20 protein-coding genes are annotated in these 21,008 nt (G+C 71.5%); 13 read left to right on the forward strand and 7 right to left on the reverse strand.

Going from position 1 to position 21,008, the window contains the following annotated elements:
* Nucleotides 1-55: 55 nt before the first annotated feature.
* The 3 genes from ACH4YL_RS08490 to ACH4YL_RS08500 form a co-directional block, all read right to left on the reverse strand.
* The gene (locus ACH4YL_RS08490; protein WP_398506077.1) at nucleotides 56-898 is read right to left on the reverse strand and encodes a DUF4097 family beta strand repeat-containing protein; all 843 of its coding nucleotides are present in this window, start codon (nucleotides 896-898) and stop codon (nucleotides 56-58) included.
* Nucleotides 899-978: 80 nt separating this feature from the next.
* The gene (locus ACH4YL_RS08495; protein WP_398506078.1) at nucleotides 979-1,497 is read right to left on the reverse strand and encodes a toxin-antitoxin system HicB family antitoxin; all 519 of its coding nucleotides are present in this window, start codon (nucleotides 1,495-1,497) and stop codon (nucleotides 979-981) included.
* A 220-nt stretch (nucleotides 1,498-1,717) separates the two neighbouring features.
* Complete coding sequence (locus ACH4YL_RS08500) at nucleotides 1,718-2,521, reverse strand: nuclease-related domain-containing protein (RefSeq protein ID WP_398506080.1); 804 nt, start codon at nucleotides 2,519-2,521, stop codon at nucleotides 1,718-1,720.
* A gap of 127 nt (nucleotides 2,522-2,648) precedes the next feature.
* On the opposite strand from ACH4YL_RS08500, the gene ACH4YL_RS08505 reads away from it, so the two are divergent.
* The 8 genes from ACH4YL_RS08505 (at nucleotide 2,649) to ACH4YL_RS08540 (ending at nucleotide 11,578) form a co-directional block, all read left to right on the forward strand.
* A complete protein-coding gene (locus tag ACH4YL_RS08505; protein WP_398506082.1) occupies nucleotides 2,649-4,739 on the forward strand; it encodes a PBS lyase in 2,091 nt (696 codons plus the stop codon).
* A complete protein-coding gene (locus ACH4YL_RS08510; RefSeq protein ID WP_398506084.1) occupies nucleotides 4,736-5,026 on the forward strand; it encodes a zinc-ribbon domain-containing protein in 291 nt (96 codons plus the stop codon). The genes ACH4YL_RS08505 and ACH4YL_RS08510 overlap by 4 nt, the downstream gene beginning before the upstream one ends.
* A 105-nt stretch (nucleotides 5,027-5,131) precedes the next feature.
* Complete coding sequence (locus ACH4YL_RS08515) at nucleotides 5,132-5,845, forward strand: hypothetical protein (RefSeq protein WP_398506086.1); 714 nt, start codon at nucleotides 5,132-5,134, stop codon at nucleotides 5,843-5,845.
* Between the two features lie 29 nt (nucleotides 5,846-5,874).
* Nucleotides 5,875-7,131 carry a histidine kinase dimerization/phospho-acceptor domain-containing protein gene (locus ACH4YL_RS08520; protein ID WP_398506087.1) on the forward strand — a complete coding sequence of 419 codons (1,257 nt, stop codon included), beginning with the start codon at nucleotides 5,875-5,877 and terminating at the stop codon, nucleotides 7,129-7,131.
* A gap of 89 nt (nucleotides 7,132-7,220) precedes the next feature.
* Nucleotides 7,221-8,600 carry an FtsW/RodA/SpoVE family cell cycle protein gene (locus ACH4YL_RS08525; RefSeq protein WP_398506089.1) on the forward strand — a complete coding sequence of 460 codons (1,380 nt, stop codon included), beginning with the start codon at nucleotides 7,221-7,223 and terminating at the stop codon, nucleotides 8,598-8,600.
* Complete coding sequence (locus ACH4YL_RS08530; RefSeq protein ID WP_398506091.1) at nucleotides 8,597-10,051, forward strand: penicillin-binding transpeptidase domain-containing protein; 1,455 nt, start codon at nucleotides 8,597-8,599, stop codon at nucleotides 10,049-10,051. Before ACH4YL_RS08525 ends, ACH4YL_RS08530 begins: the two co-directional genes overlap by 4 nt.
* Before the next feature lie 25 nt (nucleotides 10,052-10,076).
* Entirely contained in the window at nucleotides 10,077-11,126 is a 1,050-nt protein-coding gene (locus tag ACH4YL_RS08535; RefSeq protein WP_398506627.1) for an amidase, read from the forward strand.
* The gene (locus ACH4YL_RS08540; protein ID WP_398506093.1) at nucleotides 11,123-11,578 is read left to right on the forward strand and encodes a DUF3291 domain-containing protein; all 456 of its coding nucleotides are present in this window, start codon (nucleotides 11,123-11,125) and stop codon (nucleotides 11,576-11,578) included. The genes ACH4YL_RS08535 and ACH4YL_RS08540 overlap by 4 nt, the downstream gene beginning before the upstream one ends.
* A 3-nt stretch (nucleotides 11,579-11,581) precedes the next feature.
* Here ACH4YL_RS08540 and ACH4YL_RS08545 read toward each other — a convergent pair whose 3' ends face one another.
* Complete coding sequence (locus tag ACH4YL_RS08545) at nucleotides 11,582-12,694, reverse strand: ferritin-like domain-containing protein (RefSeq protein ID WP_398506629.1); 1,113 nt, start codon at nucleotides 12,692-12,694, stop codon at nucleotides 11,582-11,584.
* Between the two features lie 146 nt (nucleotides 12,695-12,840).
* Between ACH4YL_RS08545 and ACH4YL_RS08550 the strand changes: the two genes are divergently transcribed.
* Together ACH4YL_RS08550 and ACH4YL_RS08555 are read left to right on the forward strand one after the other, a co-directional pair.
* Nucleotides 12,841-13,776: a diiron oxygenase gene (locus ACH4YL_RS08550; RefSeq protein WP_398506095.1), complete on the forward strand. Its 936-nt coding sequence runs from the start codon at nucleotides 12,841-12,843 to the stop codon at nucleotides 13,774-13,776.
* 64 nt (nucleotides 13,777-13,840) lie between these two features.
* Nucleotides 13,841-14,572 (forward strand): TetR/AcrR family transcriptional regulator, encoded by a 732-nt coding sequence (locus tag ACH4YL_RS08555; RefSeq protein WP_398506097.1) that lies wholly within the window; start codon nucleotides 13,841-13,843, stop codon nucleotides 14,570-14,572.
* 9 nt (nucleotides 14,573-14,581) lie between these two features.
* Here ACH4YL_RS08555 and ACH4YL_RS08560 read toward each other — a convergent pair whose 3' ends face one another.
* Complete coding sequence (locus tag ACH4YL_RS08560; RefSeq protein WP_398506099.1) at nucleotides 14,582-15,664, reverse strand: mandelate racemase/muconate lactonizing enzyme family protein; 1,083 nt, start codon at nucleotides 15,662-15,664, stop codon at nucleotides 14,582-14,584.
* A gap of 78 nt (nucleotides 15,665-15,742) precedes the next feature.
* Nucleotides 15,743-16,969: a hypothetical protein gene (locus ACH4YL_RS08565; RefSeq protein WP_398506100.1), complete on the reverse strand. Its 1,227-nt coding sequence runs from the start codon at nucleotides 16,967-16,969 to the stop codon at nucleotides 15,743-15,745.
* Nucleotides 16,970-17,105: 136 nt separating this feature from the next.
* Between ACH4YL_RS08565 and ACH4YL_RS08570 the strand changes: the two genes are divergently transcribed.
* The 3 genes from ACH4YL_RS08570 to ACH4YL_RS08580 are packed head-to-tail and all read left to right on the forward strand — an operon-like array spanning nucleotide 17,106 to nucleotide 19,743.
* Nucleotides 17,106-18,242, forward strand: a complete 1,137-nt coding sequence (locus tag ACH4YL_RS08570) for a DegT/DnrJ/EryC1/StrS family aminotransferase (protein ID WP_398506101.1) — start codon at nucleotides 17,106-17,108, stop codon at nucleotides 18,240-18,242.
* The gene (locus tag ACH4YL_RS08575) at nucleotides 18,239-18,982 is read left to right on the forward strand and encodes an amidohydrolase family protein (protein WP_398506102.1); all 744 of its coding nucleotides are present in this window, start codon (nucleotides 18,239-18,241) and stop codon (nucleotides 18,980-18,982) included. The genes ACH4YL_RS08570 and ACH4YL_RS08575 overlap by 4 nt, the downstream gene beginning before the upstream one ends.
* Nucleotides 18,982-19,743 (forward strand): amidohydrolase family protein, encoded by a 762-nt coding sequence (locus ACH4YL_RS08580; RefSeq protein WP_398506103.1) that lies wholly within the window; start codon nucleotides 18,982-18,984, stop codon nucleotides 19,741-19,743. The genes ACH4YL_RS08575 and ACH4YL_RS08580 overlap by 1 nt, the downstream gene beginning before the upstream one ends.
* Before the next feature lie 290 nt (nucleotides 19,744-20,033).
* On the opposite strand, the gene ACH4YL_RS08585 is transcribed toward ACH4YL_RS08580, so the two are convergent.
* Nucleotides 20,034-21,002: a dihydrodipicolinate synthase family protein gene (locus ACH4YL_RS08585; RefSeq protein ID WP_398506105.1), complete on the reverse strand. Its 969-nt coding sequence runs from the start codon at nucleotides 21,000-21,002 to the stop codon at nucleotides 20,034-20,036.
* Between the last annotated feature and the right edge of the window lie 6 nt (nucleotides 21,003-21,008).

The following is a 21,008-nucleotide window of genomic DNA, read 5'->3' on the forward strand; positions in this document are numbered from 1 at the left end:
GAAGTGGGTGGAAGATGGGGCCGGTTGAGAATGCGGCCGGTTGAGGATGCGGCGCTCAGGCCTTGGCGCGGCGGACGTCGATGTTGCCCCACCGGGTGCGGGCGCGGACCTCGACGGTGTCCTCGGTCTTCTCCGGAGTCTCGGACGTGGTGAGCGTGTTGCGCACCTGCCCGCGGCCGGAGCTGACGTCGAGCCAGGCGGCGGTGCCCTCGCGGACGCCGACCTCGATGGCGCCGTGGTTGGTCTCCAACTGGACGGTGCCACGGGCCACGTCGTACACGCGCAGAGTGCCGTGGGCGGTGGTGGCGGCGACCGAGGCCTCGGCGCGCCGGATCTCGATGTCGCCGTTGGCGCCGCTCACCCGCAGGTCACCGATCGCGGCGTCGACGGTCGTGGTGCCGTGCGAGTTCTTCAGGACGGCGGGGCCGTCGAGGAAGCCGACGCGCATGCTGCCGGAGCTGGTGGTGATCTCGGCCATGCCCTCGACCCGGTCCACGGTGATCGAGCCGTGCGACGCGGTCAGCCGCAGCGGGCCGGTCGTGTCGAAGCGGGCGTCGCCGGACGAGGTCTTCACGCGGACCTCGCCGAGCCGGCCCTCGCCGAGCACCTGGGTCCAGGCGCCGGTCATGTCGATGCGCGAGCCTGTGGGCAGCTCGACCGTCACGTCGACGACGCCGGAGCGGCCGAACAGACTGGACTTGGGCGTCCTGATGGTCAGTGCGCCGTTCGCGTACGTGACCTCGGTCTGCTCGGCCGCCCGTACGTCCAGGTCCTTCTTCGCGTCGCGGGGTCGCACCTCGACGATGGTGTCGAGCCGGTCGCCCGCGGTGAACTGAATGGAACCGGCCTCCACGTGCGCCGTGGCCGAGATCGGTTCGGGAGTGTCGAAAGTAGGCATGGCTGTCCCGTCCTCTTGGGTCTTCAGGTCGTCCCCGCTGGTGGGACGTGGTGTGGGTGAATGGAGCGGGCGGGGCGCGACTAGCGCACCCAGCCCGTGAAGCTCTGTCCGATGCTCTGGGCCTTCTCCGTGGCTCGCGGCCGGGCACCGCCGTCGACCGCGGCCGACACGGCGCGGACCAGCCACGCGTTGACCGACAGGCCCTCGCGGGTCGCGGCCTCCTCGGCGCGGGCCTTGAGGTGGGCCGGCAGACGCAGGTTGACGCGGGCGGTGCCGCCCTCGTCGCTGTCGGCCGGGGCCGGGGTCTTGAACGGCTCGACGGACGCGGCCGACTCCGCGGGGGTGTCGCCGTAGGTGGGCGGCAGCGTCACCACGAAGTCGGGGTCGAGCCCGCGCAGCCGTACGTCGACCGAGCCGGGGGCGAGTTCGCGAGTGATCTCGTCCATCGCGGCGGAGAGCACGTTGAGCATGGTCAGTCGGGTCGCCGACTCCAGGGGAGCGGTAAGCCTCTCGGCCAGTTCGCGGGCTTCGTCGCCGCCGGCTTCGGCGGCCACCGCGAGTTCGCGGCGGAGGGTGTCGACGTACGGGTTGAGGTCCATGACGCCATCATGGCACCACCGTGGCACCATGCGCAAGTCCGGATGGCCCCACGTGCGGGACTGACGCTAGCGCGACCACTCTGACCTGCGGAAACATAAAGGCAGCGACCTGAATGATGGTGGCGCCATGCGTGTTCATACGCTTCCGGGAGCGTGGAATGGCACCGGGCGGCACCGGATGGCACCATGTGGCGCCACGTGATGCCATCTGGTATCGAACCTAGGCCCGCAGCCACGTCCGGCGGTCGCGGGCCGTCGCGTACAGCGACTCGATGTCCGCGGGCTTGAGCACGCCCCCGAGCCGGACCAGCGCGCGCACCTCGCCCTCCTGCATGATCCGTACGTCCGGCGGCGACGGCAGCACGTCCAGCCGCGCCGCACCCACCACCGCGAGCACCGGCCGTACCGCCGTCGCCAAAGCCAGCGACGCCCGCTCGGCCCGCCGGCGGGTCAGCCGGAGCATCGGGACGGGCTCGCCGCGGCCCGCGCGTACGGCCGGGTCGGCAATGCGGATCCGCAGCCGGTGCGCTGGCAGCGTGTGCACGGCCAGCACGCCGCCGGGGCCGACCGCCAGATGGTCGATGCGGTCGGCGCCAGGCAGCGGCACCGAGTGGAGAATCCGCCAGCCCGCGGCATCCAGCCGGTCCAGCTCGCCGCCCAGCAACTGCTCCGCGTCGAGCTGCGCCAGGCGCGGATCCTGCCGGAAGCGGCGAGGAGTGGCCGGCTCCCGGTCGAGCAGCGCGAGCAGCGCCTCGCCGGGCCGGTTCGGCGCGAGGTCGTCGTCCGGATGCAGGGCGAGCCTGGCGAGGTCGGCGGGCGAGGGGACGGGCGGCGGTCCGACGGTGAAGTCACCGGTCACATAGGGCGCGAGGGCCGCGATGACGGCGGCGCGGTGGCGTTCGGAGACCAGGCTGATCCGGCCGCTCTCCCGGTCGTACCAGGCGACGCTGCGGCCGTCGGGCAGACTGACGTACAGCCGGTCCCGGCCTTCCCTTCGTGCCGGTGTGACGCGTAGTGCCGTCATGCCACCACCCCCCGACCATGGGACCAGCCCCGGGGGCTTGGGGGCAATAACCACGCGATGACGGTCGCGATGTCCCGGCTGTGGTGCACACTCTCCCCAAGCGCATCGTTCTTGGGAGGGGGCAGGCGTGTTCGGGGGAATCGACGAGGTCGACTGGGCGTCATTGGAGCATGCCTACGGGCCGGCGGACGACGTGCCGGACATGTTGTTCGGCCTGGCGTCGTCGGACCCCGCGGAGCGTGAGACGGCGCTCGACGGGATGTACGGAGCGGTGCATCACCAAGGCGATGTGTACGACTCGACGCTCGCCTGCATCCCCTTCCTCCTGGAGCTGGTGGCCGATCCCTCGGTGCAGGACCGCGGCGGCATCGTCGAGCTGCTGACCAGCATCGGCGGCATCGATCTCGACGGCGACGACGAACTGGACCCGGAGGACGAGGAGTTCGAGTACGCCGCCAACTACGCGATGGCGGCGTCCGCCGTGACCGCCGGGGCGGATGTCTTCCTGGCGCTCCTCGACGCGGAGGACCGCGGCGTACGGCTCGCGGTGCCGCTCGCGCTCGCCACCCTCCACGGCGAGCCGGAGCTGGTGCTGGAGCTGCTGCGCGAGCGGCTCGGTGCCGAGCAGGACGCCGAGGTGCGGTTCGCCTGTGTGGAGGCCGCGGGCCGGATAGCGCTGCGGCACGGCTGTCTTTCGGCCGAGGTGGTCCAGTGGCTGTCCCGGCTGACCCGGGTGTCGTACGACGCCGGGCTGCGGCTGGCCGCCCTGGCACAGCTCGCGCGCTGCGCGCCCGCCGAACTGCCCGCCGATGTCGTGCCGGACGTGACGGGTCTGCTGCGCGAGCTGCGGTCCGAGCCGGTCGCCGCGGCCCCGGCCGCGGACCGGCCCTCGACGCCGACGCTGCTCGGTCAGCTGCGCGAGCGCCGTGAGGCCGAGACGGTGGGCCGGCACGCGCCGTGGACGGCGGATCTGCTGCGTACGCTCCACTCCGGTCTCGGCGACCGGGTGGACGACCGGATAGCCCTGCTGGCGGACCAGTTGTGCAGCCCGGAGTGGAGCCAGCGGATCGACGCCGTACGGATGAGCAGCGGGCTGCTGCGGACCTGGCGCGGCGACTACGAAGAACTCGTCGGACTGATCGGCGAGCAGCTCGCCGATCCGGAGCCGCGGCTGGCCGACGCGGCGGCCGTCTCCCTCGGCGAGCTGTTCACGCTGGCCGCACCGGCGGCGGACGCGCTGGCGGACTTCGTGGCGGCCGATCCCGGATCCTGGGTGCAGGAGTGGGCGAGCGGGCCGCTCATGCTCGGCAGCGCGGTCGCGGCGCTGGCGCGCTCGGGCGACCGGCGCGCGGTGCCGGTGCTCGCGCGGACGCTGGAACTGCCCGAGGCTCCGCAGGACCTGGGGTACGCGCTGGATCATCTGGGCGCGGCGGCCGCGCCGCTCGCACCGGCGCTGCGCCGCCGCCTCGCCGAGGTCGAGCTGGACGACCGGCTGTACGACCTGGCCGGGCCGTTGCTGTACGGCCTGACGGCGCTGCGGGCCACCGACGCGATGCCCGAGGTGCTGCGGGTGCTGCGGGGCGCGCCCGAGTACCGCAGGGAGTGGGTCGTCGAACTGGTGCTGCGGGCGCTCACCGCCTTCGGGCCCGCGGCGCAGGAGGCCGTACCGGATCTGCGGACGCTGCTGGACTGCGCCCCGCACTCCGGGTCGTTCGCGGCGAAGACGGCAGCGGCTCTCTTTGCCATCGAGTCGGACGCGGACGCCGTGCTGCCGGTGCTGCGTACGGCGCTGGCGGCGGTCGACCCGGGAGCCCGGCGCTCGGCGGCGTCGGCGCTCGGCGCACTCGGCTCGGCGGCCGTCGAAGCGACTCCGGCGCTGATGAGTCTGCTGAGCGCGTCCGATCCATGGACCCGGGTGGACGCGGCGACCGCGCTGTGGCGGGTGACCGGCGATCCGGAGCGGGCCTGGCCGGTGCTGATGACGGCGTGGGAGGGGCTTCCGTTCACACGGGTGCCGACGGCCGAGCGGCTGGCGGAGCGTACCGGCGGCGCGAACGAGCCGGTGGCCGAGGGCGCCGAGCGGATCCTGTGCGCGGAGCTGGCGTCCGTACGCCGCCACAATGCGATCGACGGCGGGTACGGCAGCCATGACATCTTTACGGACGAGAAGCTGCTGGCCCTGTGCCGGCGGGCACTGAGCAGGGAGCGAACGGCATGATCATCTTCGGTACCAAGGGCTACCTCTTCCAGCTGGCGATACTGACGCTGGTGTGCGGTCACTGCGGCAACCCGGCCGCGCACACGCTCAGGAAGCGCGTCACCAAGTTCACGCTGTTCTTCGTGCCGCTGTTCCCGGTCTCGACCAAGTACGCGACGCAGTGCACGTTCTGCGGCGCGGAGCAGAAGGTGACTAAGGAGCAGGCGGACCAGCTGCTGGTGCAGGGCCAGCAGGGCGGTCAGACGTACGGGCAGGCCCAGCAGGGGCAGCAGCCGTACCAGCACTGACGGGCCGGTGGGGCATGGACGCGGACCCGGTGGACAAAAAGGGACTTCCGTACGAATAAGGTTGTCGGGACCACCCACCGGCACCTCACCTTCCTCAGGAGCACCGTGCGCCCCCGCCGACACCGACTGCTGTACGTCACGCTGCTGACGGCGGCGGCCGCCGCAGTGCTGTCCGGCTGCGGCGACGAGGGCGGGATCGAGAGCGCGGGCCCGACGCCCACGGCCATCGGGCCCGTACGGCTGTGGCCCGATCTCCCGGCCGTCACATCGCCGCCGTACGACTACGGCGAGACGGACACCAAGCTGCTCCCGGGCATCAAGGTGCCCGCCGGCGGCGTCCGCGCGCTCGACCCGGTCACAGTCGTACAGGCCGAGGCCGCCGCGCAGCCCGCGGAGGAGACGGGCACCGATGGCTACGGGTTCTACAAGGAGACCATCGCCAAGCTCCGCGCCTGCCAGGAGAAGCCGAAGGACTGCCCGGTCCTCGCGCCGTACTACCGCGATCTCACCGGCGACGGCCTGGACGAGCTGATCGTCGGCGTCCGGATGCCCGAGGAGCAGACGGCGGTGCGCGTCTACATGCCGGGCAAGAGCGGGCTGACGCGGATCATGTCCACCTCCGACCAGCTGGTGAACGTGGAACTGGCCGGCCAGGACCTGATCACCCGCTCGGTGTCGGCGGGCATCCCGGGCTACGAATACCGCACCGCCTGGTCCTGGGACGACCAGCAGCGGGCAATGCTGGCGACACGGGACGAGATCGTCCGGGTCAAGCCGTCCCGCTCCGCCGAGCCGGTGCCCGCGGCGGGCGCGCAATGAGACGGCCCGGCAACCTGAGACGGCTCCGCATGCCCCGCTGGGCCGCGACCCTCACCTGGAAGGCCGCGGTCTTCATCACGGTGATGTGCTGTGCGCTCGCCGCGCTGCTCGGCGCGCTGGTGCACACCTCGGTGACCCAGCGGACGGTGGACCAGGCCCGGGAGAAGGCCCTGACCCGGCTGACGGAGGTCACGCGGGCCTACGCGGCGGGCGAGCCGCTGCCGCGCTTCGGCGGTGTGGATCCGCCGGGCCTGCCCGAGTCGCTGCGCGCGCTCGCGGTGCGCGGCGAGCGCGGCACGATGGTCAACAGCTTCCAGGACCGCCCCACCATGTGGGCGGCGGGCCCCGCGGACGGCCGGGCGATAGCGGTACGCGTCGACTACACCCTGAGCGCGAACACGATCACCAATCTCGACCGGGCGATCGTCGGCTCCGCCGGTCTCGCGATCGGCGCGACGCTGCTGGTGGGCGCGTTCGCCGTCACCCGGGTCACCCGCAGACTCCATCTGACCGCGCAGGTCGCACGGCGCATCAGCGCGGGCGATCTCGACGCCCGGGTCAACGACCCGCGCACCAAGGACCCTTCGCGCCCCGAGGACGAGGTGGCGACCGTCTCCGGCGCGCTGGACACGATGGCCTCCTCGTTGCAGCGCAAGTTGCAGAGCGAGCAGCGCTTCACCGCGGATGTGGCGCACGAGCTGCGCACCCCGCTCACCGGGCTGACGGCCGCGGCCGAACTGCTCCCGGAAGGCCGCCCGGCCGAGCTGGTGCGGGACCGCGTGAAGACGATGCGCTCGCTGACCGAGGACCTGCTGGAGATCTCCCGTCTCGACGCCGGAAGCGAGACGGTCGACCTGGATGTGCACGAACTGGCGCATCTGGCCGAGCGGGTGGTGCGCGCGTCGGGCACGGCCACGGAGATCAGGGTCGTACGGAACACCACCGTCGAGACCGACAAGCGGCGGCTGGAGCGGGTGCTCGGCAATCTTCTCGCCAACGCGTACAGGCACGGCAAGGAGCCGGTGGTGCTGACGGTGGACGGTCCGGTGGTGACGGTCGCCGACGCCGGTCGCGGCTTTCCGCCGTATCTGCTTCAGGACGGTCCCGCGCGGTTCCGCACCGAGGGCACCAACAAGGGGCACGGCCTCGGACTGACCATCGCGGTCGGCCAGTCGGCGGTGATCGGCGCCGAGCTGTGCTTCGACAACGCGCCGGAGGGCGGCGCGGTGGCCCGGGTGACGCTGCCCGAGTATGTGCGGCTCGTCGCTCACGACCACGTCGGCTGACGCCTCGGACCACCCGGACGGCCCGATTTTCCGCCTGTCCGCCGATGGAGGGCCCGGGTCCGGGTCCGGGCCCACTTACGTTGCGTGGCATGAGCGCAACGACGGCGGACACTCCCCCGCCCGCCCCACGCCTCCCCAAGCGGCGGGGCGTGGAGTTCTCGCTCCTTGTCGGCGCCGTCCTCATCTGCGTCTACGGCTATGCCGCCGTCGGCCTCGCCAGAAACGACGCGGTGCCGCACGACGTCCTGCGCTACGGAGCTGGCCTCGGCGTCCTGGCGCTCCTGGCCCATCTCGCGGTCCGCTTCTGCGCCCCGTACGCCGACCCGCTGCTGCTGCCCATCGCGGTCCTGCTCAACGGCCTCGGACTGGTGCTGATCTACCGGCTCGACCTGGAGACCCCGTACGACGTGGCCGCGCCCACCCAGTTGGTCTGGTCGACGCTCGGCGTGGGGCTGTTCATCGTGGCCGTCGTCTTTCTCCGCGACCACCGGGTGCTGCAGCGGTACGGCTATGTCTCGGTCGCCGCGGCTCTCGCGCTGATGACGGTGCCGATCTTCTTTCCCGCCGTGAACGGCGCCAAGATCTGGATCCGGATCGGCGGACTCTCCTTCCAGCCCGGCGAGTTCGCCAAGATCCTGCTTGCCGTCTTCTTCGCCGCGTATCTCGCCGCCAACCACAACGCGCTCGCCTACACCGGACGCCGGATCTGGAAACTCCAGCTGCCGACCGGCCGGGTGCTCGGCCCCATCGTCGCGATCTGGCTGCTCAGCGTCGTCGTGCTGGTGCTCGAGCGGGATCTCGGCACCTCGCTGCTCTTCTTCGGGCTCTTTGTGATCATGCTGTATGTGGCGACCGGCCGGACCGGCTGGATCGCCGTCGGACTGCTGCTCGCGGCGGCCGGTGCGGTCGCGGTCGGCTGGCTGGAACCGCATGTGCACGGCCGGATCGAGCAGTGGCTCGATCCGTTCGCCACCATCGAGGCGGGCCAGGGCCCGAGCCAGGTCGCCCAGTCGCTGTTCGCGTTCGCCTCCGGCGGGATGCTCGGTGCGGGCCTCGGCCTCGGCCACTCCATCCTGATCGGGTTCGCCGCCAAGTCGGACTTCATCCTCGCCACCGCGGGCGAAGAGCTGGGCCTCGTCGGCCTGACCGGGATCTTTCTGCTGTACGCGCTGATGGTGGCCCGCGGTTACCGCGCCGGGCTCGCGCTGCGCGACTCGTTCGGCCGGCTGCTCGCGGTCGGCCTCGCCTCCGTCATCGCGCTCCAGGTCTTTGTGATCGCGGGCGGTGTGATGGGACTGATCCCGCTGACCGGCATGGCGATGCCGTTCCTGGCGCAGGGCGGCTCGTCCGTGGTCACCAACTGGATCATCGTGGCGCTGCTGATCCGGGTCAGCGACTCGGCGCGCGAACCGCGCCCCGACCCGGTGGAGCTGGAGATCCCGGCTCCGGTCCTGGAGGAGGAACGGTGATCCGTTACATCAGGCGTGCCGCCGCCCTCTGTCTGCTGCTCCTGGTCGCGCTGCTGGTCAACGCCGCCCGGCTACAGATCTTCGCGGCCACCGAGCTCGACGAGAACCCGGCCAACCGGCGCGTGGCGATCGGCCGTTACGAGGAGCCGCGCGGCAACATCCTGGTCGGCGGCAAACGGGTCACCGGCTCCAAGGACAGCGGCCAGCAGCTGCGCTACGAACGGACCTACCAGCAGGGCCCGTTGTACGCGCCGGTGACGGGCTACTCCTCGCAGACGTACGGCACCACGCTCCTGGAGAACGCCGAGGACGACATCCTCTCCGGCGCCGACCCGCTGCTGTCGCCGCTCCCGTTCTGGAACGACATCAGCCGCAAGCAGCGCCCCGGCGGCAATGTCGTCACCACCATCAGACCGGCGATGCAGCGCGCCGCCTTCGACGGTCTCGGCGGCAAGCGGGGCGCGGTCGCCGCGATCGAGCCGACGACGGGGAAGATCCTGGCGCTGGTCAGCAGCCCTTCGTACGACCCAGGCCTGCTCTCCGGCACCGGCCTCGGAGTCAAGACCCAGTGGGCCCGGCTCAATGCCTCGGGCACGCAGCCGATGCTCAACCGGGCCATCCGGCAGACCTATCCGCCGGGCTCCACCTTCAAGATCGTGACGGCGGCGGCGGCGCTGGACGCGGGCTTGGTGCGCGATGTCGACGCGCCGACCGGCACACCCGATCCGTATGTCCTGCCCGGCACGCGCACCACGCTGCCGAACGCGGCGGACGGCTGCGAGAACGCCTCGCTCGCGTATGCCATCCAGTGGTCCTGCAACACGGTGATGGCGAACCTGGGCGTGAAGCTCGGGATGGCCGGAATGCTGGACGCGGTGAACAAGTTCGGCTTCAACGACCGCCGGCTGCGGATTCCGTCCGGTGTCGCTCCGTCCAACTTCGACACCATGATGACGGTCGACCAGCTGGCGCTGTCCTCGATCGGCCAGTTCAACACGACGGCGACACCGCTCCAGATGGCGATGGTCTCGGCGGCGGTCGCCAACGACGGCGAGCTCAAGTACCCGTATCTGGTGGACCGGGTGACCACCTCCGGCGGCCGTACCGTCGCGCAGACCCACCAGCGGAGGTACCAGCGTGCGATGAACCCGTCGACGGCACAGCAGCTGCAACGGCTGATGGTCACGGTCGTGGAGGAGGGCACCGGATCGAAGGCGGCGATCGACGGAGCGACGGTCGGCGGCAAGACGGGCACGGCCCAGAACGGCCTCGGCAACTCCGGTACGCCGTACGCCTGGTTCATCTCCTGGGCCGCCGACCAGGTCGGGCAGCCGGCGGTCGCGGTGGCGGTGGTGGTCGAGGACGCGGAGGCGGTCCGAGGCCACATCAGCGGCGGCGGGGCGGCGGCGCCGATCGCGCGCGCGGTGATGGCCGCGGCGCTGCGGGACTGATCGCTGCGACAATGATCCGGTGGCGGTGGAAGTGGCACAGGCGCTGGACCGGATCGCCCGGCTGGACCCGGGTCTGAGCGCGTTCATCGAGGTGTGGGCCTCGCGGGCGCTCGCGCACGAGGCGGACCACGGACTCCCCCTGACGGGGCTGCCGTTCGCGGTGAAGGGCCGGTCCGGCATCCGTTCGTTCGCGGCCCTGCGGCTGATCGCGGCGGGCGCGGTCCCGGTCGGCTCGACGTCGGTGCCCGGCCCGGGCACGTACTGGCAGACCTGGGGTCTCGGCGCCCACGGCCCCACCGTCAACCCGTGGCGTGCGGACCGCACGCCGGGCGGCTCGTCGGCCGGCTCGGCGGTGGCGGTCGCGACGGGCATGGCCGGCCTCGCGACCGGCAGCGACGGGGCCGGTTCGGTGCGGATCCCGGCGGCGTGGTGCGGAGTCTTCGGCCTGAAGACGACGAACGGGCTGCTGCCGTCGCCGGACAGGACAGGCTTGGCGTCGGCGGGCGTCCTGACGCCGTCGGCGGCCGACGCGCGCGGGTACCTGAGCGCCGTTCTCGACGACTACGCGCCGACTCCTCCGGTGTTTCCTCTCCGGGCCCGCTGGTCACCGGACCTCGGCTTCGCGCATACGGACCCGGAGGTGGCGGCGGTCGCCTGTGCGGCGGCCGAACGGCTCGCGTCCGCCGGTGTCGTACGCCTGGACCGGCGGCCCTTCGAACTGCTCGACCCGCGGGAGGCCTGGCAGGCGGTCCGCGGCGGTGAGCCGTCGGCGGCGGACCGTGTGCGGACGGAGAACGACCGCCGCCTGGACGAACTCTTCGCCACGACCGACCTCCTGCTCACTCCCGCGACCCCCAACCGCCCGCACGGCCACAACGGCCCAGGCGAGCTCTACTCCACGTCCCTGACCTGGGCGTTCAACCTGAGCGGCCACCCGGCGGCAAGCCTGCCGGCCGGCTTCACCGGCGACGGCTGCCCGGTCGGCCTCCAACTGGTCGCGGCCCGCGGCGCGGACGTCTCGCTCCTCGAAATGTCGGTGGCGGCGGAGCGGCACCTGATTATCGTGCGCCCATGACCTACGAACTGGCACAGGTGAACATCGCCCGACTCAAATTCCCGCTGGACTCCCCGGAGTTGAAGGATTTCGTCGACGGTCTGGACCCGGTGAACGCCGTCGCGGACGCGGCGAACGGCTTTGTCTGGCGGCTGAAGGAGGAGAACGGAAATGCGACGGACCTGCGTGTCTTCGGCGACGACTGGCTGATGGTGAACATGTCGGTCTGGCGGGACACGAACGCGCTGACGGCGTTCATGTACCAGGGGCAGCACAGGGAACTGCTGGCCCGGCGCTACGAGTTCTTCGAGCGCATGGAGGAGGTCATGACGACGCTGTGGTGGGTGCGGTCGGGCCACCGGCCGACGGTCCGGGAGGCGGAAGAGCGCCTGCTCCACATCCGTGAGCACGGCCCGACGCCCGAGGCGTTCACGCTGCGGACGTCGTTCCCGCCGCCGGTCAGCACCGATTGAGCCTCAGTCGGGCAGCCGGCCGCCGTCCGCGATTGCCTGCTCGACCTCCGCCACCCGCGCCTGCTCCTCCGCCTCGAACCGCTCGCGGTCCAGCTGCTCCGCGATCTCCTCGTCCTGGGACATCAGGAGGTCGAGGTTGGCGTCGCCCATCTCGAAGACGCCCATGTCGAGATAGGCCTTCTGCAGCCGCTCGCCCCACAGTCCGATGTCCTTCACACACGGCACGATCCGGCTGAACAGCAGCTTCCGGAACAGTTGCAGGTACTCGGACTGTTCGGAGAGTTCGGCCGCCTCCTGCTTCGGGATGCCGAAGTTCTCCAGCACCTCGACGCCCTTCAGGCGGTCGCGCATCAGATAGCAGCCCTCGATCACGAACTCCTCGCGCTCACGCAGTTCCGCGTCGCTGAGCTGCCGGTAGTAGTCGCGCAGCGCCATCCGCCCGAACGCCACATGGCGGGCCTCGTCCTGCATGACGTACGCCAGGATCTGCTTGGGCAGCGGCTTGGTCGTGGTGTCCCGGATCATGCCGAAGGCGGCCAGCGCCAGGCCCTCGATCAGGACCTGCATGCCGAGGTAGGGCATGTCCCAGCGGGAGTCGCGCAGGGTGTCGCCGAGCAGGCCCTGGAGATTGTCGTTGATCGGGTAGAGCATGCCGATCTTGTCCTGAAGGAAGCGGGCGTAGATCTCGGCGTGCCGGGCCTCGTCCATGGTCTGGGTCGCCGAGTAGAACTTGGCGTCCAGGTCGGGGACCGATTCGACGATCCGCGCGGCGCAGACCATCGCGCCCTGCTCGCCGTGCAGGAACTGGCTGAACTGCCAGGAGGTGTAGTGCCGGCGCAGGTTGCCCTTGTCCTGGTCGGTCATCTTCGCCCAGTACGGGGTGCCGTAGAGCGTCAGCGCCTCGTCGGGCGTGCCCAGCGGGTTGTACGGGTCGACCTCGAGGTCCCAGTCGATGCGCGTGGCACCGTCCCACTGCTTGTCCTTGCCCTTCTGGTACAGGGCGAGAAGACGGTCACGACCGTCGTCGTATTCCCAGCTGAAGCGGGCCGCGCCGGTAGCCGGGACCTGCCACTGGAGGCTTTCAGGCGCGTTCGTGTAGCGGTCGTACGTCGACACCGGCGACTCCTTCGCCTCATATCCCCGCATACCCATATCCCTTGGAGCCAGGGCCACTTGGCAGGCTCACACGCTGGTAGACGAGGAGTCAACAAGTCGCACACAAGGGATTGACGAGCTTACTGACAGGGAGTCTCATAGCAGCCATGACGACAGTGACCGACCGCGATCTGCGGCTGCTCCATGACGCACTCGGCCCGCTCCGGGACCGCGAGCAGGTCGCCGCGCGCCTGCTCGAATCCTCCGCCAAGCACTCCTTCGACCCCGACAAGGAGCTCGACTGGGACTCGCCGTTCGAGGACGGCAAATGGTTCTGGCCGCCGGAGCTGGTCTCCCTCTACGACACCCCGCTGTGGCGGAAGATGTCCGAGGACCAGCGGATGGAACTGTCCCGGCACGAGTCCGCCTCGCTCGCCTCCCTCGGCATCTGGTTCGAGATCATCCTGATGCAGCTGCTCGTACGCCATATCTACGACAAGCCCGTGACCAGCAACCATGTGCGCTACGCGCTCACCGAGATCGCCGACGAATGCCGGCACTCGATGATGTTCGCCCGGCTGATCCAGAAGGGCGGATCACCGGCGTACCCGGTGCCGCGGGTCTACCACAATCTCGCTCGCGTCCTGAAGACCGTCTCCACCACGCCCGGTTCGTTCGCGGCGACGCTGCTCGGCGAGGAGATCCTCGACTGGATGCAGCGGCTCACCTTCCCGGACGAGCGCGTCCAGACCCTCGTCCGCGGCGTCACCCGCATCCACGTGGTGGAGGAGGCACGCCACGTCCGCTACGCCCGCGAGGAATTGCGCCGCCAGATGGTGACCGCGCCACGCTGGGAGCAGGAGTTCACCAGGATCAGCTGCGGAGAGGCGGCCCGCGTCTTCTCCGTCTGCTTCATCAACCCGCAGGTGTACACGAACGTCGGCCTCGACCGGCGCGAGGCCGTCGCCCAGGTCCGCGCGAGCGGCCACCGCCGTGAGGTGATGCAGTCGGGCGCGAAGCGGCTGACTGACTTCCTGGACGACATCGGAGTGCTGCGGGGACCCGGGCGCAGGCTGTGGAAGCGCTCCGGGCTGCTGGCCTGATCCGAAAAGCGGCGGGGGCACGCGAGCCCGGCACGATCGGCCGGACAGGGCCTAGGCTGCGAGTATGACCAGTCCCGCGCCGGCGACCCGTGCGTACCGACGGCTCAGCGTCGAAGAGCGCCGTACGCAGCTCCTTGCCGCGGCACTCACGCTCTTCGCGCACCAGCCGCCGGACGAGATCTCGCTCGACGACGTGGCGGAGGCGGCGGGCGTGTCCCGGCCGCTCGTCTACCGCTACTTCCCCGGCGGCAAACAGCAGTTGTACGAAACGGCGCTGCGCTCGGCCGCCGACGAACTCGAGCTGTGCTTCACCGAACCGCCGGCCGGGCCCGCGACCGACCGCATATCGCGGGTTCTCGACCGCTATCTCGTCTTCGTCGACGAGCACGACGCCGGGTTCAGCGCGCTGCTGCGCGGCGGCAGCGTGGCCGAGACGTCCCGGACGACCGCGATCGTCGACGAGGTGCGGCGGGCGGCGGCCGAACAGATCCTCGTCCACATGGGCGTGGACCGGCCCGGCCCGCGCCTGCGGATGATGGTGCGTACGTGGATCGCGGCGGTGGAGGCGGCGTCGCTGATCTGGCTGGACGAGGGCAAGCAGCCGCCGGCTGCGGAACTGCGCGACTGGCTGGTGGACCATCTGATCGCGCTGATGGCGGCGACCGCGGCGACGGACGAGGAGACCGCGGGAGTGGCACGGGACCTGATCGGCCTGGAGCGGCCGGCGGGGCCGGTCGCCACGCTCGCCGACCGGGTGGGCCAGGTGCTGGGCGAGGCGACCGACCGCTTGCGCTGACCCGGCCGGCTACAGGTACAGGTCGTGGCCGAGACCCGGGACCACCGGGATCTCCAGACGGCCCGTGGCCTCCGTCGTCGCGAAGGCCGTCGGGGCCAGCGGTTCGGACGCCACCAGCAGCGGGCCCACCAGGTCCGCCGGGACCGTCGCGTGCGGGAGCGCGGCCGCCAAGTGGGCCGCGGCCAGGGTCGCGACACCCAGTTCCGGCATCGTGCCCAGCTTCACCGCGAGGCCCGCCGACTCCGCGACCGCCGCGATCTGGCGCGCCCGGTACAGGCCGCCCACCTTGAGGATCTTGATGTTGAGGACGTCCGCGGCACCGCGCCGTACGATCTCCAGCGCGTCATGCAGCGACTGCATGCTCTCGTCGGCCATCACCCGCACACCGCCCCGGGCCTTCAGTGCCGCCATCCCGGCCAAGTCCCAGCGCGGCAGCGGCTGTTCGACGAGATCGAGACCGGCGTCGGCCAGCCTGGCGACGGTCCGGGCGGCCGTGCCCGGGTCGTAGCCCTCGTTCGCGTCGAGGCAGAGCTCGACGGTGTCCGGCACCGCGGACCGCACCAGTTGGACCAGCCGTACGTCGAGGTCCGGGTCCTCGCCGCCCTTGACCTTCACATGGGTGAAGCCGCGGGCCGCGTACGCCGTGGCCTCCTCCGCCATCTCCTCGACCGTGCCGAGGCCGACCACCCAGGCGGTCGGGACCTGCGGCCGTACGCAGCCGCCGAGCAGCAGATGCAGCGGCCAGCCCGCCGCCCGCGCCGCCAGGTCGTGCAGCGCGATGTCGAGCGCCGCCTTGGCGAGGTGCTGGCCGCGGATCGCGCTGTCCATGGCCGCGTGCGCCCCGGCGAGATCGCGTGGGTCCCGGCCGACGATCGCGGGCGCGACATGCTCGGTGACGGCCGCTTCGAGTCCGGCGAGGGTCTCGCCGGTGTACGCGGTCATCGGGGAGGCCTCACCGAAGCCGGAGTCGCCCTCGGCGGTGCGTACTTCGACGACGAGGCTGATCAGTTCCGGGCTCGTTCCGCTGCTGATGACGAAGGGGCGTCGGTAGGGGGCCCTGACGACGCGCGTGTGGACCGAGGCGATCTTCAAGCACGGCTCCTTCGAATTACGGCCCGGACCGTAAAGCGCGGGCTCGGCGGACTCAGCGGCGCACGGGACTCGGCGGGCTCAGAGGCGTACGCGGTACACGATCGGCGGCCGGCCGGTCTGGCCCTGCTGCCGGCTGCCCGTCGGCACCGCCACGCCCGCACGCTCCAGACGCTTGAGGATGCGGCGGGCGGTTCGCTGCTGTACGGAGAGGTGTTCGGCGACGAGGTGCGCGGTGATGCCCTCGTCCGGTTCGTCCGCGGCCAGTTCCCGGAGCCGGTCCAGGGTCTTCGGGTTCAGTCCGACGCGGCGGGCGAGCGTCGCCATGCCCTCCGGCCCGCGGACGACCGGTGGCGTGCGCTCCGCGTCGATGACGATGTCCACGTCGTCCGTCATGGAGACCACTCCGGCGACCGCGCCGACCGAGCGAGCCCGGTTGACCGCGCGTCTGGCCAGCGACTCCGCCTCCGCCGCGGTACGGCCGAGACCGAAGCCGACATGCGCGGCGCCGTGCCGCGCGGCCAGGTCGTCGAGGAACGGCAGCCTGGTGAACTCCTCGCTGACCTCCTCCAGGACGCCGCGCGTGGTGACGACCAGCCGCTGCCCGTCGGGCAGATTGGCGAGGCTGCCGCCCAGCACCCGCAGATCCGCCGCCAGTTCGCTGTCGGCCGCCGGCAGGTCGATGATGCCGAGCGCGACCTGGGCGTCACCGCTGTGCGCTCCGGCGGTGGCGAGCACCAGAGCCTGGAGCGTGGAGCGTATGGAGTGCCGCGAGGGAGCGAGCCGTACGGCGTGCATCTCGTGGTCGAGGAGGTGGAACGCCGAGCCGAGGCAGGTCAGCGCGACCCGGGTCTGCTTCTTGTCGCGCGCGGCCAGATGGAACTCCGCCAGGTCCTGCGAGGTCAGCCCCGGCCGGTACGGCAGCACGTGCACATGCTCGGTCGGCAGCTTGGCCTCGGTCAGCGTCTCCATGACCTCGCTGCGGCGCAGGGTGTCGATGGAGATCCGTGAGACGTCGTGGCCCAGCCGGAGCAGTTCCACCAGAGCGCGCAGCAGCGTCGCACCGCTGTACGGGACGTACATCGCGGGCCGGTCGAGGATGCCGGCGGCCGCGGCGATGGTGTGCGGCACGACGCCGGTGAACAGCAGGGCGTCCGCGTCGGCCTGCCCCCTGGTGACCATGTCGAGGGTCTCGTCCTCGTGCCGGTACGGCAGCGGCACGAGCCGGTCCGCGCCGGACGCGCCGCCGACCGCGACCACCTTGTGCACAAGGTCCTCGGGACCGATGACGCCGACTGTGAGAGCCATCGGCCGGTCTCCGTTCTTCTGGAGTGGTTCTGGGGTAGCTCTGGACGGGGCTGACGCCCGGGTTGACGTCCGGCAACCGCCGTCTTAATTTCGGCCCAGGCCATAACCGCATGCTTGCGGAGAGGATAGTGCCCCGATGCCCGAACGGGAAATGCCACTGCCGACAGTTCTCGGTCCGCGCGGCCGCACCTTCGGCGAGGAGGAACGGGCCGCGGTGCTGCGGGTGCTGGACTCCGCGGTGCTGTGCAGCTCCTTCGGCAGTGAAGCACGTTCCCTCGAAGCGGAGATGGCTCGTTTGTACTCCCGACGGGAGACGGTCGCCTGCAGTTCGGGAACGGCGGCGCTGCATCTGGCGGTCGCGGCGGCCGGGGTCGGGCCCGGCGACGAGGTGATCACCACCCCGATCTCGGACTTCGGAACGGTCGCACCGGTCATGGCGCAGGGTGCGCGCGTGGTGTTCGCGGACGTACGGCCCGATGACGGCAACCTCGATCCGGCGGCGGTCGAGGCGGCCGTCACCGAGCGCACCAAGGCCGTCATCGCCGTGCACCTCTTCGGCGCGGCCGCGGACATCGACGCGCTGCGCGCGATCTGCGACCGGCACTCACTCGTCCTCATCGAGGACTGCGCACAGGCCTGGCTCGGCGAGGACGCGGCGGGCCGGCTGCTCGGCACCGCCGGCGACATCGCCTGCTTCAGCCTGCAGCAGTACAAGCACATCACCGCGGGCGACGGCGGGCTCGCGATCACCGACGATCCGGCGCTGGCCCGCCACATGCGGCTGTTCATGGACAAGGGCTGGGACCGCAGCGAGGGCCGGATCCACCGCGAGATGGGCCTCAACTACCGGATGACCGAACTCACGGCGGCGGTGGCGCGGGCGCAGCTTGGCAAGGTGGCGGGGGTGGTGACACGGCGGCGGGAGCGGGCGCGGCAGCTGATCGAAGCGCTCGACGGGCTGGCCGGCGTCACCGCGCCCCAGGCGCTCCCGGGCCACGCGTGGTGGGTGTTCCCGCTGCTCGTCGACGACAACGCGCGCTGGGCGAAGGACCTGGAGATCGAGGGCGTCCCCGCGATGCCCGGCTATCTGGAACGTCCGCTGTACGCGAACCCCGCGCTGCCGGGGTATCCGCCGGGCCTGTGTCCGCAGGCGGAGCGGCTGATCGGCCGTACGCTGCTGGCGCTGCCGTGGAACGAGGCGTACGACGAGGGCGACGTCGAGCACATCGCGCGCGCGATCCGATCGGTGCACAAGCGGATGGGGAATCGGTGAGCGAGTACGACTGGCTGCGGGTCACGCCCGAGGAGCACATCGGCTGGGACGTGGACGTGCTGTACGGGCCCTGGCCCCGGCACCACGCCGACGTCCCGCTCGCCGAGGTCAGGGCCCGTCTCGCCCGTTCTCCCGTCGCGCACGCCCTGGCGATGTCGACCCGTGGCGCGCTGTTCGACGACGCGGCGGGCAATGTCCGTACGGTCAAGGACCTCGCCGACTGTCCCGAGCTGCTGCCCGTGGGCACCGTGGATCTGCGGGACGCACTCGCCGCGGAGGAGCGGCTGGAGGCGCTGGACGCGGAAGGTGTGCGGTTTCTGCGGCTGTTCACCGAGGAGCAGGACGTCGAGCCGGACTTCCCCGGCTACCGCCATGTGGTCGAACAGGCCCTCGCGCGGGGTCTGGTGATCCTGCACGACGGTGATCCGCGGCGCTACGGCCCGGTGCTCGCGGGCCGTGGCGCCGAGGTCGTCTTCCTCGACGTGCACTCGTACGTGCTGGCCGACTTCCTGCTGCTGGCGCGGCAGGAACCGGGCTTCCGGGCCACCACGCGGCTGCTCTCCGCGCCAGACGCGATCGAACGGGTCGTGGAGACGGCGGGGGCACGCCATCTGGTCTTCGGTTCGCGCACGCCGTTCATGGACATCTCGCCGCAGACGCTGCGGCTGCGCTACGCGGACATCGGGCAGGCGGAGCGCGCCGCGATCGCGGGCGGGAACGTCGAGGAGCTGCTGGGCTGATGCCGATCATCGACGTGCACGCGCACGTGGGGCCGTGGCCGTTCCACATGGACAACGGAGACGCCGCGTACAACCTGCGGCTGATGGACCGGTACGGCATCGACCTGCAGCTGGTCTCGGCGGCCGAGGCGGTCGTGTACGACGCGGTGGCCGGCAACGCGGCGCTGCGGGACGTGCTGGCCTGGCATCCGCGGCTGCTCGGCTACGCCGTGGTCAACCCGAACCGCATCGAGGAGAGCGCGGAGGATCTGCGGCGGTGCCTTGCCACCGGGCGGTTCGTGGGCGCGAAGATCCACACGACGTATCCGGGCCGGCTGATCGGCTCGCACGAGATGTCCGAGGCCTTCGACGTGGTGGCGGAGGCGGGTGTGCCGCTGCTCCTGCACGCCTGGGGCCCGGAGGTCGCGCTCCTGCCGGAACTGCTGGCCTCGCGCCCGGGTCTGCGGATCATCGTGGGCCACGCGGGCGGCGACGCCTGGCGCGAGGCGGCAGGCGCGGCTGCCGAGTGCGACCGCCTGTACCTGGAGCACTGCCGGACGGTGACGGACGCGGGCCGTATCGCCTACGCGCGGGAGTCGGGGGTCCCGGTGGAACGCCTGCTGTTCGGCACGGACTCGACGCTGATCGACCCGTGCTGGTCGCTGGGTGTGATCCGGGACGCGGGCTTCTCGGCGGACGAGCTGGAGCGGGTGCTGTGGCGGAACGCGGTGGACCTGTTCGGCCTGACGGAGCCGTTCCCTCCGCGCCGCGCCTTCCCATAGCCGAGGGCTGCGCCCCCAGTCCCCGTTCGGCCTCCGGCCCGCGGGACGTGCTTCGCCGTCCGGGCGAGCGGGATCCGGGGCTGAGCCGGGCAACGGCCGGTGTTCAGCACTTGCGGTCAACCGCGCCCGCAGGGCAGGGCGCGGAGGCGCGGGGTTTTGGGGCGGAAGTCCGGCAACCCGGTTCAGCCCCGCGCCCGCAGGCGCTGGGGAATGAGGCCGTGAGGTCCGGGGGCCAAGCCACCAAGTGGCAACAGCCGGAGGCCGTGCCGGAGGGTCCGAGGGCGGGAGCCCTAGTCCTCCTCCTTCGCGAGGGTCTCCAGGCACCGCACAACCGCCTCGCGCTCACCGGCCGGCAGCTCCGGGCCGTACGGGTCGTGGGCCGCCGATTCCGGGAGCAGGCCCTCCCACACCGCCGCCCACAGCATCCGCTGGACATAGCCCTCGATCGGCTCCAGGAACGTCGATTCGGCGAAGCGGTCCAGGCGGGCCGACGCCCGCACAAAGGCGGCCGTGTCGCCGGAGTGCCAGGCCGCAAGGACCGAGGACGTCAGGCCCACCCGCGCCGCCGCGATGCCGACCAGGGCCGTGTCCGCTCCCCACATCAGGGACGGGCCGAACATCCGGTCCTCGCCCGTCACGATCAGTTTTCCGCTGCCCTCCGCCGCGCGGATCGCGTCCTGGCAGGCCATCGCCCGGTCCAGCGTGGCCAGTTTGACCCCGGCCGCGGACGGCAGCGCGAGCAGCCGGCGGATCAGCGACGGCGGATACGGATAGCCGCCCGCCTCCCCGTGCAGGAAGAAGCCGAGGACGGGGAGCCCGCTCGCCTCGGCCACCCGCTCGTGCAGCCGTACCGCCTCGCGCTCGCCCTCCGGGCGGGCGGCGAACTGCGCCAGCGGATAGACCATCACCGCGTCCGCGCCGAGGCCCGCCGCGTGGACCGCCATCGCGACCGTCGCGTCCCAGGCCTCCCGCAAGTTGCTCGCGCGAGCCGATCGTGGCACCCCCACGCCTGCCACGATCGGCCCATCGACCGCCTCCCGCCAGATGCGCAGCACCTGTTCCCGGTCGGGTTCGGAGAGATGGAGACCGCGGCCGGTGTGCGCCCATACGGCGACGCCGCCGATCCGCTCGGCCGCGATCCGCTCCGCGTAGCCGCGCAGCGCGCCGAGATCCACGACTCCCCGGGGATCCATGGGCGTGGCCACGGCGGGCAGTACGGTGCCGCGCAGCCTGTGCACCAGGTTCTCCGTCGCAGACATGGGCGC

This window comes from Streptomyces sp. NPDC020681 (assembly GCF_044334895.1).
Lineage (GTDB): Bacteria > Actinomycetota > Actinomycetes > Streptomycetales > Streptomycetaceae > Streptomyces.